The organism is Meridianimarinicoccus aquatilis (assembly GCF_004358675.1).
Taxonomy (GTDB): Bacteria; Pseudomonadota; Alphaproteobacteria; order Rhodobacterales; family Rhodobacteraceae; genus Meridianimarinicoccus; species Meridianimarinicoccus aquatilis.
On record NZ_SMZO01000001.1, the window covers coordinates 172251 to 188207 of the forward strand.

The 15957-nt window shown below is 57.8% G+C and carries 16 protein-coding genes, 1 tRNA gene and 1 pseudogene; 12 read left to right on the plus strand and 6 right to left on the minus strand.

What is annotated here, in order from left to right; translation table 11 throughout:
* Positions 1 to 3 precede the first annotated feature (3 nt).
* The 4 genes from odhB to E2L05_RS21235 all read left to right on the plus strand — a co-directional run bounded on the left by odhB (position 4) and on the right by E2L05_RS21235 (position 3847).
* Positions 4 to 1515: a 2-oxoglutarate dehydrogenase complex dihydrolipoyllysine-residue succinyltransferase gene (gene odhB / locus E2L05_RS00820; RefSeq protein WP_133340985.1), complete on the plus strand. Its 1512-nt coding sequence runs from the start codon at positions 4 to 6 to the stop codon at positions 1513 to 1515.
* 136 nt (positions 1516 to 1651) lie between these two features.
* Complete coding sequence (locus E2L05_RS00825) at positions 1652 to 2065, plus strand: MAPEG family protein (RefSeq protein ID WP_133340986.1); 414 nt, start codon at positions 1652 to 1654, stop codon at positions 2063 to 2065.
* A gap of 80 nt (positions 2066 to 2145) precedes the next feature.
* Positions 2146 to 3534 (plus strand): dihydrolipoyl dehydrogenase, encoded by a 1389-nt coding sequence (gene lpdA / locus E2L05_RS00830; RefSeq protein WP_133340987.1) that lies wholly within the window; start codon positions 2146 to 2148, stop codon positions 3532 to 3534.
* A 190-nt stretch (positions 3535 to 3724) separates the two neighbouring features.
* A complete protein-coding gene (locus tag E2L05_RS21235) occupies positions 3725 to 3847 on the plus strand; it encodes a hypothetical protein (RefSeq protein ID WP_279512620.1) in 123 nt (40 codons plus the stop codon).
* A 38-nt stretch (positions 3848 to 3885) separates the two neighbouring features.
* Here the strand turns inward: E2L05_RS21235 and E2L05_RS00835 are convergent, their stop codons facing one another.
* The gene (locus E2L05_RS00835) at positions 3886 to 5157 is read right to left on the minus strand and encodes an alpha/beta fold hydrolase (RefSeq protein ID WP_133340988.1); all 1272 of its coding nucleotides are present in this window, start codon (positions 5155 to 5157) and stop codon (positions 3886 to 3888) included.
* Between the two features lie 81 nt (positions 5158 to 5238).
* Here E2L05_RS00835 and E2L05_RS20660 point away from each other — a divergent pair, with 81 nt between their 5' ends.
* Entirely contained in the window at positions 5239 to 5412 is a 174-nt protein-coding gene (locus E2L05_RS20660; protein ID WP_164685653.1) for a hypothetical protein, read from the plus strand.
* A 17-nt stretch (positions 5413 to 5429) separates the two neighbouring features.
* Here E2L05_RS20660 and E2L05_RS00840 read toward each other — a convergent pair whose 3' ends face one another.
* A complete protein-coding gene (locus E2L05_RS00840; RefSeq protein WP_133340989.1) occupies positions 5430 to 6095 on the minus strand; it encodes a GntR family transcriptional regulator in 666 nt (221 codons plus the stop codon).
* Positions 6092 to 6832: a M48 family metallopeptidase gene (locus E2L05_RS00845; protein WP_243721820.1), complete on the minus strand. Its 741-nt coding sequence runs from the start codon at positions 6830 to 6832 to the stop codon at positions 6092 to 6094. The genes E2L05_RS00840 and E2L05_RS00845 overlap by 4 nt, the downstream gene beginning before the upstream one ends.
* A 171-nt stretch (positions 6833 to 7003) precedes the next feature.
* On the opposite strand from E2L05_RS00845, the gene E2L05_RS00850 reads away from it, so the two are divergent.
* From E2L05_RS00850 to E2L05_RS00860, 3 genes are all read left to right on the plus strand, one after another.
* Complete coding sequence (locus E2L05_RS00850; RefSeq protein ID WP_133340990.1) at positions 7004 to 7318, plus strand: TIGR02300 family protein; 315 nt, start codon at positions 7004 to 7006, stop codon at positions 7316 to 7318.
* Positions 7319 to 7379: 61 nt separating this feature from the next.
* Positions 7380 to 7455 (plus strand) — tRNA-Ala (locus E2L05_RS00855).
* Between the two features lie 171 nt (positions 7456 to 7626).
* Complete coding sequence (locus E2L05_RS00860; RefSeq protein ID WP_133340991.1) at positions 7627 to 8166, plus strand: AAA family ATPase; 540 nt, start codon at positions 7627 to 7629, stop codon at positions 8164 to 8166.
* A gap of 162 nt (positions 8167 to 8328) precedes the next feature.
* On the opposite strand, the gene E2L05_RS00865 is transcribed toward E2L05_RS00860, so the two are convergent.
* The 3 genes from E2L05_RS00865 to E2L05_RS00875 all read right to left on the minus strand — a co-directional run bounded on the left by E2L05_RS00865 (position 8329) and on the right by E2L05_RS00875 (position 12522).
* Entirely contained in the window at positions 8329 to 10059 is a 1731-nt protein-coding gene (locus tag E2L05_RS00865) for a hypothetical protein (protein ID WP_133340992.1), read from the minus strand.
* Positions 10060 to 10061: 2 nt separating this feature from the next.
* The gene (locus E2L05_RS00870) at positions 10062 to 11798 is read right to left on the minus strand and encodes a hypothetical protein (protein WP_133340993.1); all 1737 of its coding nucleotides are present in this window, start codon (positions 11796 to 11798) and stop codon (positions 10062 to 10064) included.
* Between the two features lie 136 nt (positions 11799 to 11934).
* Positions 11935 to 12522 (minus strand): tyrosine-type recombinase/integrase, encoded by a 588-nt coding sequence (locus E2L05_RS00875; protein WP_133340994.1) that lies wholly within the window; start codon positions 12520 to 12522, stop codon positions 11935 to 11937.
* A 279-nt stretch (positions 12523 to 12801) separates the two neighbouring features.
* Between E2L05_RS00875 and E2L05_RS00880 the strand changes: the two are divergent.
* The 4 genes and pseudogenes from E2L05_RS00880 to tnpC all read left to right on the plus strand — a co-directional run.
* Positions 12802 to 13466 (plus strand): annotated as a pseudogene (locus E2L05_RS00880) (IS5 family transposase); the annotation flags it as partial.
* A gap of 97 nt (positions 13467 to 13563) precedes the next feature.
* On the plus strand, positions 13564 to 13932 hold the full coding sequence (tnpA, locus tag E2L05_RS00885; protein WP_133340995.1) for an IS66-like element accessory protein TnpA: 369 nt from the start codon (positions 13564 to 13566) through the stop codon (positions 13930 to 13932).
* Entirely contained in the window at positions 13929 to 14276 is a 348-nt protein-coding gene (gene tnpB / locus E2L05_RS00890; RefSeq protein WP_099828201.1) for an IS66 family insertion sequence element accessory protein TnpB, read from the plus strand. Before tnpA ends, tnpB begins: the two co-directional genes overlap by 4 nt.
* Positions 14277 to 14338: 62 nt before the next feature.
* Positions 14339 to 15957, plus strand: a 1619-nt coding sequence (tnpC, locus tag E2L05_RS00895) for an IS66 family transposase (RefSeq protein ID WP_133340996.1), incomplete at its 3' end; no start/stop codon positions are given.

Sequence of the window (15957 nt, forward strand, 5' to 3'; positions counted from 1 at the left end):
GACATGTCCACCGAAGTCCGTGTGCCCACCCTGGGCGAAAGCGTTACCGAAGCCACCGTCGCCACCTGGTTCAAGAAGCCAGGCGATACCGTGGCGCAGGACGAAATGCTGTGTGAACTGGAAACCGACAAGGTGACCGTCGAAGTGCCCGCCCCTGCGGCTGGCACCTTGGCCGAGATCGTGGCGCAAGAAGGCGATACAGTTGGCGTTGATGCGCTTTTGGCGTCGATTTCCGAAGGCGCAACAGATGGGGCCGCCGCAGCCCCCGCTGCCAAGGCCGACGCTGCCGCGCCTGCTGACAGTGGCAGCAGCGAAAGCATTGACGTCATGGTGCCAACGCTGGGCGAAAGCGTCACCGAGGCGACTGTGTCGACCTGGTTCAAGAAAGTTGGCGATACAGTCGCGCAGGACGAAATGCTGTGCGAGTTGGAAACCGACAAAGTGTCGGTCGAAGTGCCAAGCCCCGCCGCAGGCGTGTTGAGCGAAATCGTTGCAGCCGAAGGCACGACCGTTGATGCAAAGGCCAAGCTTGCCGTGATCGGCGGCAGTGCGGCCTCGGCCGCCGCTGCGCCCAGCGCGGGGTCTGAATCGCATGCCGCCCAGCCCGCAGCGGCAAGCGGATCGAAACCGGATGTGGAAGATGCGCCGTCAGCCAAAAAGCTGATGGCGGAAAAAGGGCTGAGCGCGGATCAGGTGACGGGCAGTGGTCGCGACGGGCGCGTCATGAAGGGCGACGTACTCGCCGCCCTGAGTGCCCCCGCCCCGAAGGCCGAGGCCAAAGCAGCGCCGCGTGCGCCGGTTCCTGCCGAAGACGCATCGCGCGAAGAGCGGGTCAAAATGACCCGTCTGCGCCAGACCATCGCCAAGCGCCTGAAAGACAGCCAGAACACCGCAGCCATGCTCACCACCTATAATGAGGTGGACATGACCGAAACGATGGCCCTGCGGAAAGAATACAAGGACCTGTTCGAGAAGAAGCACGGTGTGCGTCTTGGGTTCATGTCGTTCTTCACCAAGGCATGCTGTCACGCGTTGAAAGAGGTCCCCGAGGTCAACGCAGAGATCGACGGCACCGACATCGTGTACAAAAACTTCGTCCATATGGGCGTTGCGGCCGGCACCCCCACGGGTCTTGTCGTGCCTGTGATCCGCGATGCCGATGCAATGTCCTTTGCAGGGATCGAAAAGGCGATTGCCGAAAAGGGCAAGCGCGCCCGTGACGGCAAGCTGTCCATGGCGGAAATGCAGGGCGGCACGTTCACCATTTCGAATGGCGGCGTCTATGGCTCGCTCATGTCCTCGCCGATCCTGAACCCGCCGCAGTCGGGCATTCTGGGCATGCACAAGATCCAGGACCGGCCCATGGTCATCAACGGCGAGATCAAGATCCGCCCGATGATGTACCTGGCCCTGAGCTATGACCACCGGATCGTGGACGGCAAAGGCGCGGTGACCTTCCTTGTTCGGGTGAAAGAAGCCCTCGAGGATCCGCGCCGTCTGTTGATGGATCTGTAAAGTTGGCGCCTTTGCACTCGAAGGGCGGCATCAAGCCTGCCGGCGGGCCTTTGGCTCGCTGGTTAGGATCGAGTCGCCTTGTCGAGTGCAAAGCAATACCAACCGCGCTTGGTGAGACTTCGTTTTGACCCAGTCTATGACCCCAGAACTCACCGCCCTCGCTCTCTCAGGTCTGCTCCTGCTCGTTCAGCTTTGCTGGATGGCAGTTCGGGCAAATCTGGAACTGGGCAGTGAATATTTCCTGACCCCACGCGACACGCCTTTGCCCAAAGCCCCTTCAACTGGCACGCAGCGCCTCAAGCGCGCCTATGAAAACCACCTGGAAGCGCTGCTGCCCTTTGCCATCGCAGTTTTCGTCGTGACGCTGGCGGGTGCTGGAACCGGGCTGACCGCGGCCTGTGCGTGGCTCTATCTTGCTGCACGGGTGCTCTATGTTCCAGCCTATCTTTACGGCTGGGTGCCGTGGCGGTCGGTCTTTTTCGGGCTGGCGTTGCTTGCCACGGGTCTGATGCTGGTTGCCGCGCTACTGGGCAACTCCCCGAACGGGTAAAAATACCGACACAATACCGACGTAACACCGACGCTTTGCCGACAGCACAATAATCGGCGCGATATTCCAAGGAGAAGACCATGGCAGACTATGATGTGATCGTGATTGGCAGCGGCCCCGGCGGCTATGTTTGTGCCATCCGCTGCGCGCAACTTGGCCTGAAGACCGCTTGTGTAGAAGGCCGCGACACGCTTGGCGGCACCTGCCTGAACATCGGCTGCATCCCCTCCAAGGCGCTGCTGCATGCCAGCCATCAGGTCCACGAAGCCGAGCATAACTTCGCAAAGATGGGTATTTCGGTTCCCAAGCCCAAAATCGACTGGAAAGCCATGCTGGCCTATAAGGACGAGGTGATCGGCCAAAACACCAAGGGCATCGAATTTCTGTTCAAAAAGAACAAGATCGATTGGCTCAAAGGCTGGGGTTCCATCCCGGAAGCAGGCAAGGTCAAGGTCGGCGACGAGGTGCATTCCGCAAAGCACGTGATCATCGCCTCGGGGTCCGAGCCGTCCTCCCTGCCCGGTATCGAGATTGACGAAGAAACCGTTGTCACCTCAACCGGCGCGCTGGCCTTGGGCAAGATCCCCAAAAAGCTTGCGGTGATTGGCGCGGGTGTCATCGGGTTGGAACTTGGGTCGGTCTATGCGCGCCTCGGCACCGAAGTCACCGTGATTGAATTTCTGGACGGCATCACACCCGGCGCAGATGCAGAGGTCGCGCGTCAGTTCCAGAAAATTCTATCAAAGCAAGGCCTTAAGTTCATCCTCGGCGCTGCGGTACAAAGCGTTGAGACCATGAAGACCAAGGCCAAAGTGACCTATAAGCTGCGCAAGGACGACAGCGAGCACACGCTTGATGCGGACACGGTTCTGGTCGCAACAGGTCGCCGTCCCTATACGGACGGTCTTGGCCTTGCCGGTCTGGGCGTCAAGATGTCTGAACGCGGTCAGATCGAAACCGATGGTCACTACGCCACGAGTGTGAAGGGCATCTATGCCATTGGTGATGCGATAACCGGGCCGATGCTTGCGCATAAAGCCGAGGACGAAGGCATGGCCGTGGCTGAAATTATCGCAGGTCAAGCCGGGCATGTGAACTACGACGTGATCCCCGGTGTGATCTATACCCACCCGGAAGTCGCCAGCGTCGGCAAGACCGAAGAGCAACTCAAGCAAGAAGGTCACGCCTTCAAAGCTGGCAAATTCAGCTTTATGGGCAATGGCCGTGCCAAGGCGAACTTTGCCGCAGACGGTTTTGTGAAAATCCTGACAGATGCCAAAACCGACCGGGTGTTGGGTGCACATATCATCGGCCCTATGGCAGGCGACCTGATACACGAGATTTGCGTGGCAATGGAGTTTGGTGCGGCTGCCGAAGACATTGCACGCACATGTCACGCACACCCCACCTATTCCGAAGCTGTACGCGAAGCAGCATTGGCTTGTGGGGACGGACCAATCCATTCCTGATCCGGCGTAGAAACCCAATCATGAGACGGCGTAGCGGTTGCTGCGCCGTCTTTTTTTCGGCCCCATCCGGCATGCATAAAACGCATATCAGGCTTGATAAAACATTCATTGCGAGTCACTTCATGCTCATGTCACAGGCGCTGATGCCGCAATTAAGTGCGCAATGAAAACTCTTGCATCGGATGCTGCCATGGCCCTTTTTGACTTTACCCGTAAGACACCCGTTCCGGCCCCTGCTCCGGCACAAATCAGCAAGGGTATTTCCCTGTTGGCAGGCTTTGCACAGACCGCAACGGGAACGACCCGGCGCTAAGCGGATCCTTTGCCAGTACCTGCGGCTCAAAGGTTCGGCTACGTGCGCGCCGGCGACCCATTTGCCGTCTTCAAGGTCAGACCCTCCAGGAAACCGTCCACCCGGCTAAGGAACACCGCCCAAGCCGGGTCACTGGGAACCAGCGCATGATTGGCTGAGTCCAATTGCCCGAACTCTGCATGTCGGATGTTACTGGCGATCTGCTTTGACTGCTCGCAATTTTGCACCTGATCGCCGGTGCAATGCATCACAAGGGTTGGGCACGCGACCTCCGCCAAGCAGTGGCGGACATCGATATCGCCGATCATCGCGCGAATTTCGGCTGCCACCTCGGGCGTGGCGGACAGGGCCTGCATCTCAACAAGGCTGTCCACTTCGGCTTGTGTAGCGTCCGGCACAAAGACCGTTGCAAGGGCGCGCATGAAAGCTGAACCGGGCACGCCCCATCCGGTTCGGATCATGCCAACCATGGTATCGGTCAACTCTATTTCACCGCGCGCAGTCGATCCCTGAACCAATCCGTTCAAAAGTACCAAACCACTCACGCGCGCAGGATGACGCGCGGCAAGGGTCAATGCCGCAGGAACGCTTTGGCTCATGGCAACAATCGGGAACCGCTCAAGGTCGGCTGCGTCTGCCACGGCTTCCATATCATCGGCGAGTTGTTCCACCGTGGCCCCGTTCAAGCAGCGCTCTGACAGGCCGGTTCCCCGTGGGTCGTATCGGATCAGGCGACGCCCGGATGACAACCGTTCCAAAAGCGGCCGCCAGACCGGGCTGGACAAGTCATGTTCAAGATGCCCCAGCCAGTGCCCGCCGCGTAGAACAGGTGCCCCTTCGCCCAGGCTTGCCCAAGCGATCCCCGTCCCGTCCCGAGAAGACGTCAATCGGACGGTCTGGCGCAAATCCGGTCTAGCGGCATGTTCGGCAAAGCCCGGCGGCAACGCCTTGACGTCGGCGACAAGCTGAAGCCCGCGCCTGTTGACGGTTCTGATGATTGCTTGTCGCTTTCCATCGTCCCCAAGGGCGGCACGCGCTGCGCTCACCCGCGCTGCGACCGTCGCATCCGACACGATGCGATCCCCCCATACATCGGCCATCACATCATCATAAGCGACCAAGGCCCCGGATGCGCGGACAAGGCACGCGATCAGCCCAAAAACCTGCGGTTCAACATGCACACGCGCGCCGTTCCGCCACAGTTCGTGGCGACCAAGGTCAAGGTCGCAATCTGCGAAGACATACCGCATCTCGCCAGCATGTGCCGAGCAGCGCGGTTTCTCAAGGTGCCCGAAGGTTTCCTTTCGCAATCTTTTGAAAACCTAAAGGCCGCCTTCAAGCAGGTCCGCCACGCCGGGCGCACAGTGGGTTCATCAATAAAGGAGAGCGACATGACCACTGAGCAACATATCCGCCACCGCGCCGACGGCTCGATCGATACCGCCTTTTACACGTCACAAGGTCGAACGCGGCGGAGTGAGGCCGCGCATTCCATGGCCCGCGGCGTGATCGGCCCTTTGGTCATTTTGTTCAGTTTCGGCACCCTTGTCGCTTTGTTGGTCTAAGCCTCGCAAACGCGCAATCACGACACCAGCATCCTCAAACCTTGTGTCACATCGGCCCGTACTGCTAGCCGCAGCCCCGGCTCGTCCCCTGCCCTAAGGGCCGCAACGATCAACCTGTGGCCATGAGGCGGTTCCGTTCGGTTCAAGCGGCCATATAGCTTGGCCATGGTTGGACCAAGTTGCAGCCAGACCGTTTCGACCATTGCCAGCATCGCGGGCGCTTGCGCCCTGAGGTACAGTGTGCGGTGAAATTCAAGATTGGCGCGGATATACCCCTGTGCGCTGTGGGCGCGGATACTCTCGGCCACCGCATCATTGATCGCCTCCAGCCGTTCAATCAGCGCCAAGTGCGCCCTAGGCAGCGCCCGCGATGACAGTTCAGGTTCAAGCAATGCCCGGATCGATGCCAACTCTTCGATGCGTTCCGCAGACAATTCCGGTGTGCTGATCCTGCCCGAAGCTGACAGCGTCAACGCACCTTCGGCCACCAGGCGGCGCACCGCTTCGCGCGCCGGGGTCATGCTGACGCTGAATTCCTGCCCCAAGCCGCGCAGGGTCATCGGCGCCCCCGGTGTCAGTGCCCCATGCATGATCCGCGTGCGAAGCGTGCGGTACACACGGTCATGGAGCGCGCCAGGCATGTCCGCGGCTGGCCGCGCCAAGGCGGCAGGCGCGCCCGTCATGGCTCAAACCGGATGCTGTGAAGCACAGAGCCGTGGTCCCGCAGCCAACGACGGCGCCGAGCATAGTCTGGGCAAAGCTGCGCCACCACATCCCAAAATGCACGCGAATGGTTCATTTCGACCAAGTGGGCCACTTCATGCGCGGCGACATAGTCAAGCACTTCGGGCGGCGCCATGATGAGTCGCCACGAGAACATCAACCGCCCCGCACTGCTACACGATCCCCACCGCGATCGCGTATCGCGCAGACTAAGCGAGCTGTAGCGACGCCCGACCTCAGAAGCGTAGCGATCGCAAGCGATGGCCAGACGCGCGCGTGCGGCCGTTTTCAGCAAGCCAGCAACTTGCGGCGCCACCGGCAGGGCCGGGTTGATCTCGACCACGTCCGGGCCTAGGCGCGCCCTGCGACGCGGCGGGGCAACGGGCCGTATCGCAAGATCACGTCCTTCGACCGGGACAATCCCGCCCACCACCGGCGCAACGCTTTTTGGTTGACCTTCAATGTGCTCGCGAACCCAGTCTGCCTTGTCAAAAAGGAACTCTTCTGCGGTGCGCAATTTCATGGATTTGGGCACAGACAGGGTGACACGGCCATCCAGCCCCGACACCCGCAACGACAGACGTCTCGCCCGCGCCGACCGGCGCAAAAGCACTTCGACAGCGGGGTCGCCAGGAAGGATCAGCGTCTCTTGTCTGCTTTGCATCTTGGGCGTCGCGACCATTGTGTAACTTTCCACGTTTTGCCAACCTTAGCCTTGCGCAATCAGCTTGTCTTGCGCCAAGAGCGACGTGCAACCCGCAAAACTCTTTGACAACGCCATTTGACTGTGGCATCGGGCTGCTTCGCGTCGACGCAAAAGGTGCGTCAAGACGATCTGCCAGTTCGAATGTAAAAGGATACCGCTGCGATGCCCAAAGAAGAATGGGGAACGAAAAGGCTGTGCCCGACCACGGGAAAACGGTTCTACGACATGAACCGCGACCCGATTGTGAGCCCCTACACCGGGGATGTCGTGACACTCGACACAGGCAAATCGCGTTCGCTGATTACTGAAAAGGCGAAGCCCGAGAAGGCGACTGACGACGAACCAGTTGTTCTCGAAGATGATGACGCCACCGCGGACACAGAAATCGACGACGATCTGCTTGAAGATGACGATGACGATGACAGCGTGTCGCTTGACGAGCTGGCCGATGTGGCAGCGGACGACGAAGACACCTGATAATAAAGAGGAAATTTTTCTCTTGAAACAATCCGGCGGCTTGCATAGAAGGCGTCGGAACGGGGCCATAGCTCAGCTGGGAGAGCGCTTGCATGGCATGCAAGAGGTCAGGGGTTCGATCCCCCTTGGCTCCACCAAAATTCCAAACTGAAAAGCACCAGATAGTTCTGCCCTTTTCGTCAGAAGCCTTGCCTCTGCCGCGCAGACGGGTGCTGTTTTCCCTATGGAAATTCCTTCTGCTTTGATCCGCGCTTTTCAGCGTGTCGATCGCTGCGAAGCGCTTCCTCTGTCAAATCCGAGGATGGCCCATGAGCGACCATTTCTTCATCGTGACGGGCGGTCCCGGTGCGGGCAAGACCAGCCTGATCACCGAACTTGCCCGCCGCGGCTTTAATACGATCCCCGAGTCCGGACGCGCGATCATTCGCGAGGAGATGCCGAGCGGCGGAGACGCCCTCCCCTGGGCGGATCGCATGGCCTATGCCGAACGGATGCTTGAGCGCGACCTCCGCGTCTACGAGGACGCTCAGGCCCTCTCAGGCCCTGTGATCTTCGACCGCGGCATTCCCGACATCATGGGCTACCTGACCCTCTGCGGCCTCCCCGTGCCGCCCCACGTCGCTGCAGCGGCCAAGGCAGCCTGCTACAACGCCCACGTCTTCCTGACACCCTACTGGGACGAGATCTTCGCACAGGACACCGAACGCACGCAGACCCGCACCGAGGCCGAAGCGACCTGCGCCGTCATGCGGGAGACCTACACCGCGCTCGGATACCAAATCACGGAGTTGCCACGCGCCGACATTGCAACACGCGCCGACCTTGTCTGCTCGCAATTAGCGATCTGACCGTAACCTCCTGCTAGAGAGAGAACCTGCTGAGGCGGACAAACCGCGCAGCTCCCTCCGGTCTCCTACTACCTGAAGCTGACGGCCCAATGCGGACATTGGCGTACCCAAACGGTGCTGCGGCGCAGCTTTCGCAGAAGGACAAGGAAGGTTCTTGCTTTTCTATGAATTTGGCTCCACCGGAGCCACATCTGAATGGCTTTGCGGCGGCACCCAAAGTGTCGGCGGGATGGGCAAGCGGTAGTGCCTGCACGCCGTTAAAAATAGTGGCACCAGTCCTCGCTTCATCACCGTCATTTCAAGAATTGCCCCGCACTCCTTGATTGCGAGGTTCAGGGTATCTGCGATCTCCGCATGTCCACGTGACGGCGACAGGTCAGTTATGCAGATCCCATGGTAGGTATCCCCACGCCAGACTTTCTGGTCTGTCTCCTCATCAGGGAACCACGCCTGATGTGAGCAGTCGGGTATTTTCTCTGAAAGTCGTCTGGAGAATTCTTCAATCAAATCTTGTTCGTCGCCATACTGAAGCCAAACGAACAGGTAGGGATACAGGACGCTGCCAACACAAGCCTCATTACGGTATTCCTGCTCACTACTCGCAGGATGAGCAAGCAGATCGTTGTAGTCGCGAAAGCACGTTGGGTAGCTGGCATTGGTTAGAAGCGCGAACGATGTGTTCTCAGCCATGGCATGAAACCATGGCATAAATCGCCTGCCTGACGATGTTTGTTGTGCGAGATACATGACCAAGGCTGCCTCGATCATGTGATCGTCCTTGAACGGAGACCCCAAAGTCGGGTTGTTGTTGATCAGAGCTACCAAGATGTCGAGCATTTTCGCTGTCTGATCGCTCAGGTAGCGAGCAAATTCGGGGTTCGCCTCTGAAAGAGCCTTCCCAAACAAGTCTGTCCAGATTGCACGGGTGGCCGCACGTCCGATCAGGTCGAACATCGCAAGATTGGCATCGACCGCCTCCCGTGACTTCACCGAAACCGTCAGCGCGTGAAGCGTCTCGGCATGAGGATACAGTACCTTTTCAAAATACAACTCGGACATCATCAGATAGAGCCGAACGTATTGATCCAAAATTTCTGTCAGAGTCACTTGATGCTTAGTGGGCTTCGGCTCGATTGGTTGTTCTCGCATTGCATCCCAGCAAAACAGTAAGCCCAATTCAGATATCCGATAGACGACATCGAGGCTCCTAGCTTCAATCGCCCAAGCGCATATGACGTGGAGACCAATATACGCTTGTCTTAGCCTCAATAGTCGCTCTTTGTCTTTCATCTCCTCTTGAGGGAGAACGATGGCGACAAAACTTCTGGTATACTCGTAGCAAGCCTCTGGTTCGTTCACCATTGCAAGTGCTTTCTGGAAATGCCTGCGCGCCGCTTCGTCCAATAACTCCCGCGCCAACAAAGACCTTTCCATAAATCCGGCCAGGCGGTCGCCGTTCCATAGCTCAAAGCACACTTCGCTAGTAGCATTTTTCTGCGTGAAGCCAGCCCAGTTGCCCTCAACAGTTTCTTTTAACTCGCCCCCCATGCACAAACATATTTTGATCGGCAAATCATGATGCTCTTTTGCAATTTTTGAACCGATGTAGACATCCAGTATTTCTTGCAACTCTGGACGCACTGATTGTGGCCCTGCATCCCAATCGTTGCGCCCTACGTCCCCTGCCTTTACGCAGAGCAAATAGAGGTACTTCTGATCATCGTCTGGCAACTGACCTACGGCAGATATATCAACTCCATCTTGGCGAGTTCCGATCATTGGAGTTTTCAGCACCTGCAACCCCATCGCAGACAGCAAATTTGGCAACAAGACTTTGTCAAGGTCACCACGTTCCTTGAGGGACGCCAGGTATTCTTTGAGTATTAGTTTCATTTTTATTTTCTCTGCTCGACCCTGAAAACCAAGAGCAAACGATTAAAACCAACCGGATCCACAACGGACAAACGAGGAAATTCAAAGCTATAGGACTGTTCGCTCAGCGGGGTGATGCTTGGAAACTTCTCGCCATCAGCACCCGTGATCATACTAAAGTTCTTGCGACCGTAGAGCATCGTCGCAGTATGAAACGTATCGCCAAAGATGGACATTTTCCGAGCTTGCTTTTGAATATCAGTGCTCCTCTGGTGATCTTTTATCGCAGCCGCGCGCCTCGCTTCATTTGAGGGTTCAAGTTCACTGATTTCTTCCGCATTTCTTAATCCCTCTATGTACGCCTTGTGTCGCGCTACCAGGTCTTGAGATGCCTTAGCCACAGTCGGAGAAGTACTAGACGCTTGCAGCTCAAGATACGGCCTAAGCTCACTAGAATAGCTCAGCAGAAGTGGCTCCCAAAGCAGTCCTTCTACCTCGGGAACAGCGTTGGGATGTCCATGTTCTACTAGGCTGAGAAGAATTGACGCCGCCGTGATCTCATGCAGCCAAAGGAACCCGATACATTTTCGGGCTAGAAAGACTTGATCGGCCGCTTCGTGGGGTAGGTCTTGCGGCAGGAGAGGTAGCGCGGCTCCCTTATCTCCGCCACTGACCATCTCGGCCAAGAAGCTGCACAAGGAAAAGTCACCAGAATTAAGCCATCGTGCGAACAGATATGACCCGTTTGCGGGATCCTCCCAAACCCATTCGCAAAAACTATGAAACTGCTTGCTCTTAGCTGGCTCCTCGAAGCGCGGAACCATGGCCTCTATGAACGCGACCACTTCCTTGAACGACCAGCGGTCATCTTTCCAGGTTAGCGCGTGATCTATCCAGTGGCTTACTGTTTCAAAACTGGAGGATATGCTTTGTGATTTACTTAATACTGCACTGATAGTTTGCCCTGTGGATGCATTCTTGTGATAGAAAAGCATCGCACACAGGCGCACCAAGTCTTCATCAGTCGGCTTGGCGAGAAGGGACTTGATCACTTCATCTTGCCGATATTTTTCCTCGGTCGCTTCATTATTCCAAACGCGAAAGACAGCTTCAATTGCAGCATTTCTCGTATCATCCGAATACGGGTTCTGAATTTCCGACAGACAAGCATCTATGCCGATTTGGTCATCCTGTATTGTCATATTTTTCAACCTTCCCAAGGCGCGAAAACCAATGGAACGGATTTCTGCTCTACTGTCCCCTACAAAGTCTACCAAGCACTCAAAGTCATTGAGGCCTTGCAAAGCAAACAAACACGAGCGTTGGCAATCTGCTCGGCCGTCTTTTGCGCCTAGTATAATCTCTCTGGCCTTTGAGGGATGTTTTTCGCACCAACGAACGAATGACACAAATGGTGTGTTAGAAGCCCCATCATTGCCTGCTCTTTCGACCAAACATTCAGCAAATCTCTGAACAGCGGGATATTGATCTATCACATGCTCAATTGCGTCAGACAACGCGCCAAACACCATCCAAAAGTCGTTGTGATCAAGCCGTCGTATGGCCTCAAGATTGGCGTCTGAGAGCAGAGCGATCTCCCCCGAATTATGCAGTTGAGCCAAAAACCCGCCTAATTCACGCTTTCTGTATTTGTATTCGAGGTCGAGAATTGCGGGGATAAGGCGTCTGGCCGCGTCGCCCTCGACAATCAGTTGAGTTAAGTTGCTTTCGTCCGTCACTCCGCCAGCCTCGTTCGTCATTTCATTCTCTGCACAATCATACCGCGCAGACCAATCGTTGGAAACTGCCGCCTCTCAAGGAGGTATAGGTAATTTGCACAATAACTTTGGTCTGCTCTCCGCCCTTCTGCCTCTTCGCAACCGCTGTAGCGTCCGGCTACCACAGATCGTCGAACCGGTGCGCCGCCGTCCGCGTGTAGTGCGCTGTGTGCCGGGGGTCTCGATGGCCGAGGTAATCCTGAATGACCCGTAGATCGCGGCCTTTGTTTGCCAAGGCGAAACCGCAGGAGTGGCGAAGCATATGTGGATAAACGCGCTCCAGTCCGGCACGGGTGCCGGCGGTCCCGACAATGTAGTTCACGGCCTGCCGTGTGAGCGGGAGCTTACGTTCGGAGACGAAGAGCCAGGGCAGTGCATCGTCTCTGCGCGCGAGCCAGCGCTTGATAGCCCGCAGCTCGTCGCCAGCGACTGGCTGCTCGACACTGAGCCCGTTCTTCAGCCGTGTGATCCAGATCCGCGACTGCTCTAGATCCACATCTCGTCGTCGAAGCGCTATCGCTTCGGAGACGCGCAGGCCGTGCCGGAACATCATCAGGATCAAGAGGTGATCGCGAACACCGTGGCGGCCCTTTTTGGCGGCAGCGAGAAGCCGGTCGATATCCGGCTGACCAAGGTAGTCCCGGCTCCGCACATGGGCGTCGGTCGGCCGGTCATCGATACTCTTGACACTTCGCCGGTTGGGCATGGTCCTGTTGCCTCTCGCAAGTCTCTGCCTGGCAAGGTTTGGCCTTGAACAACTCTTAACAAAACACACGAAGTGTAAAGAGTTGCTCGAACATCAACGAGGTTCCAGCATTATCGTCGCAGCACGACAAGCTCACACTTCTTTGACGAAGCTCTACAAGCTCGAGTCGCATGCCAGCTAGTCATGCCAAAGCGCGGCGAGGTCCGCAGCCAGTCCTAGGCCGTGTTGACAAAAGGGATTCACACCGTGCCGTGAGCGTGATTCAAGCTGGTATTTGCGATGGAGACCAGCTTGGCACGCGATCTGATGTCGGACGAGGAATGGGCGTTCTTTGAACGTTTCATCCTTGCAGTCCGCGCCCCGAACGGGCGGAAAGCCACCAACCACCGTCTTGTTCTTGATGGGATTTTCTGGATTTCCCGCACGGGCGCCCCTTGGAGGGACCTGCCCGAAGAGTTTGGTAAGTGGTCGAGCGTTTACCAGCAGTTCCGACGCTGGACGCTGGCAGGGTTATGGGAGGACATCATGGACGCGCTGAACCATAGTGGGGCAGTGCCAGACGCCCTGCAGATGATCGACAGCACCGTGATCCGCGCCCATCACCAGGCAGCGGGCGCAAAAGGGGGACTCCGCGGCAGGGTTTCGGCCGTTCTCGTGGTGGTTTCACGACCAAGATCCACCTCCGCGTCAACGCAGCAGGCCTGCCCATGAGAACCGAGATCACGCCGGGCCAAACATCCGATTACATGGGGTTTGATCTGGTCATGGCCGACAACTTGCCCGAGCCGAGCGTTCTGCTGGCAGACAGGGGTTACGATGCTGACAGCATTCGCCAAAAGATGGATGCGCGGGATGTGTTGCACCAAATCCCCATGCGCAAATCACGCAAGATGCGCGTCGGTGTCGATCATTCGCTGTATTCGTTGCGTAACCTTGTCGAACGTAACCGCACCATTGGCACCGCCTGCCTGACGCTGGGGCGATGATCTAAGATACGTGTTTAACGACGTCGTTAACGACGTGTCTTATGCGGGGTCATCGATGCGTGGTGAAATTCTTGGGGTCGAGCGACGGCGTTTCTGGCGTGACGAGGACAAGCTCGAGATTGTCATGTCGGTTGGGATAGACGGGGCGACGGTGACGCAGGTGGCGCAACGCCATGAGGTTACGCGGCAACAGATTTACGCCTGGCGGCATGATCTCAAGAAGAAGGGCCTGTGGACGCCCAATGCCGGGGCGCTTTTCTACCCTTTGGATATGCCAGTGTCGGCGGGGCAGCCTACGGCAGCTGATACGTCGCCACCAGTTGCAGTCGAATTGCGCTTACGGTGCGGCCATCGCCTTCATTTTGATAGCACGATAGACCCGGCCGCGCTGACGTCCTTGATCCGTGCCGTGGAAGCCGCATGATCGGCCCTGGCACCGGCGTTCGCGTGTATCTGGCCTGCGGTGTGACGGATATGCGAAAGGGGATCGCCGGGCTGGCGGCACTTGCCCAAGATGTGCTGCGTCAGAAACCCGCCAGTGGGGCGGTGTTTGCGTTCCGGGGACGGCGTGGTGACCGGCTGAAGCTGCTCTACTGGGACGGTCAGGGGTTTTGCCTCTATTACAAGGTGCTTGAGCGGGGGCGTTTCCCTTGGCCGAGCGCCAAGGATGGGGCGGTGCGGCTGACCTCTGCACAGCTCGCGATGCTCTGGGAAGGCATCGACTGGCGGCGTCCCGATTGGGGCGCTCCGCCTGCGCGGGTCGGGTGATTTTGCGACCTGATTTGCTTTATTTATATGGTGCTATAGCCTGATTTTTGGTAGTCAGGCGCATGTCGAAACCTGATGAAAATTTGCCTGATGATCCCGCTGAATTGAGGGCGATGATCGCGGCTTTGCAGGTAGAAAATGCTCGGATCGAGGCAGAGAACGCCAAGATGTCGGCGACATTGCGTGTCCATGATCAACTGGTTCAAGCGTTGCGCCTGCGGATCGCCAAGTTGCAGAAACTGGCCTTTGGCAAGTCCTCGGAAAAGGTCGAGCGCGAAATCGAGCAGCTGGAACTGGCGCTCGAAGACCTGTTGGTCGCCGTAGCGGAAAACGATGACGCGCCCATCGACGAAGGGCAGGATGAACCGTCACCGGAAGCTGCCGATGCACCCGCTTTGCGCCGCCGACCACGGGTCTCGGATACGACCCCACGCGAGCGGCGTGAACTGGACCCCGGCACCTGCTGCCCTGACTGTGGCGGCGATCTTCGCGTGGTGGGCGAGGATGTCAGCGAACTCCTCGACATGATCGCCGCGCAGATGAAGGTGATCCAGATCGCCCGGATCAAGAAGTCCTGCCGCCGCTGCGAGCGGATCGTGCAGGAACCCGCGCCAAGCCGTCCGATCCCGGGCAGTATGGCAGGCCCGAACCTGCTGGCGCATGTGCTGGTCTCGAAGTTCGACGACCACCTTCCGTTATATCGCCAGCACGAGATCTTCGCCCGCATGGGGGCGGACATCCCCGAAAGCACGCTGGTCGGCTGGTGTGGCCGCGCCATGAAGGCCCTGTCGCCGCTGATCGAGCGCATTGAGGCTGACATCATGGGCAGCGATTTGCTGCACGCAGATGATACGCCGATCCGGGTGTTGGACCGCTCCAAGAAAGACAAAGGGCTTGGCAAAGGTGTGAAGCAAGGCCGGATCTGGGCCTATGTGCGCGATCAGCGCCCATGGGCGGGTGCCGCGCCACCCGGTGCGGTCTATCGGTTCGCACCGAACTGGAAGGAAGAGCACATCCTCAGCCATCTGGCCAATGCCCGCGGCATCCTGCAGGCGGACGGCTACAAGGGCTATGCCAAGCTTTACGAGCCTGAACCCAATAGTGGGCGGCGTTTGCGAGAGGCAGCCTGTTGGGCCCATCTGCGGCGTGACTTCCATGATTTTTGGACCTCGACAAAATCCGAGATTGCCCGCGAGGCGCTCGACCGGATCGGCAAGCTTTACGACATCGAGCGCGACATTAACGGTCAACCCGCTGGTGTCCGCCATGCCGCACGTCAACAGTTGAGCCAACCAAAGGTCACGGCCTTCTTTGCTTGGTCAGAGCAACAACTCCTGCGCATTCCGGGCAAAAGCGATCTGGCCAAGGCATTCCGCTATGGCCTCAGTCGACAGGAGGCCTTCAGCCTGTTCCTGACCGATGGCCGCGTCGCTATCGACAACAATCCCGCCGAGCGCGCCTTGCGTCCAATTGGCATTGGAAGGAAAAATTGGCTATTTGCAGGGGCCGATACCGGTGCGGAAACCCTCGCTCGCGCTATGACCATCATCGAAACCGCCAAGCTCAACGGTCTCGACCCGCAGGCCTATCTCGCCGACATCCTCGACCGCATCCACGATCACAAAATCAACAGGCTCGATGAATTATTACCGTGGAATTGGGCGCCGCTGGCATCCACAAC

Bases quoted from the DNA above. Each gene is read 5' to 3' on its own strand.
- E2L05_RS00870 (WP_133340993.1), bottom strand. From the start codon at position 11,798: ATGACGAACGAGGCTGGCGGAGTGACGGACGAAAGCAACTTAACTCAA.
- E2L05_RS00825 (WP_133340986.1), top strand. From the start codon at position 1,652: ATGACCCCAGAACTCACCGCCCTCGCTCTCTCAGGTCTGCTCCTGCTC.
- E2L05_RS00850 (WP_133340990.1), top strand. From the start codon at position 7,004: ATGCCCAAAGAAGAATGGGGAACGAAAAGGCTGTGCCCGACCACGGGA.
- odhB (WP_133340985.1), top strand. From the start codon at position 4: ATGTCCACCGAAGTCCGTGTGCCCACCCTGGGCGAAAGCGTTACCGAA.
- E2L05_RS21235 (WP_279512620.1), top strand. From the start codon at position 3,725: ATGGCCCTTTTTGACTTTACCCGTAAGACACCCGTTCCGGCCCCTGCT.
- lpdA (WP_133340987.1), top strand. From the start codon at position 2,146: ATGGCAGACTATGATGTGATCGTGATTGGCAGCGGCCCCGGCGGCTAT.
- E2L05_RS20660 (WP_164685653.1), top strand. From the start codon at position 5,239: ATGACCACTGAGCAACATATCCGCCACCGCGCCGACGGCTCGATCGAT.
- tnpB (WP_099828201.1), top strand. From the start codon at position 13,929: ATGATCGGCCCTGGCACCGGCGTTCGCGTGTATCTGGCCTGCGGTGTG.
- E2L05_RS00840 (WP_133340989.1), bottom strand. From the start codon at position 6,095: ATGACGGGCGCGCCTGCCGCCTTGGCGCGGCCAGCCGCGGACATGCCT.
- tnpA (WP_133340995.1), top strand. From the start codon at position 13,564: ATGCGTGGTGAAATTCTTGGGGTCGAGCGACGGCGTTTCTGGCGTGAC.
- E2L05_RS00865 (WP_133340992.1), bottom strand. From the start codon at position 10,059: ATGAAACTAATACTCAAAGAATACCTGGCGTCCCTCAAGGAACGTGGT.
- E2L05_RS00875 (WP_133340994.1), bottom strand. From the start codon at position 12,522: ATGCCCAACCGGCGAAGTGTCAAGAGTATCGATGACCGGCCGACCGAC.
- E2L05_RS00860 (WP_133340991.1), top strand. From the start codon at position 7,627: ATGAGCGACCATTTCTTCATCGTGACGGGCGGTCCCGGTGCGGGCAAG.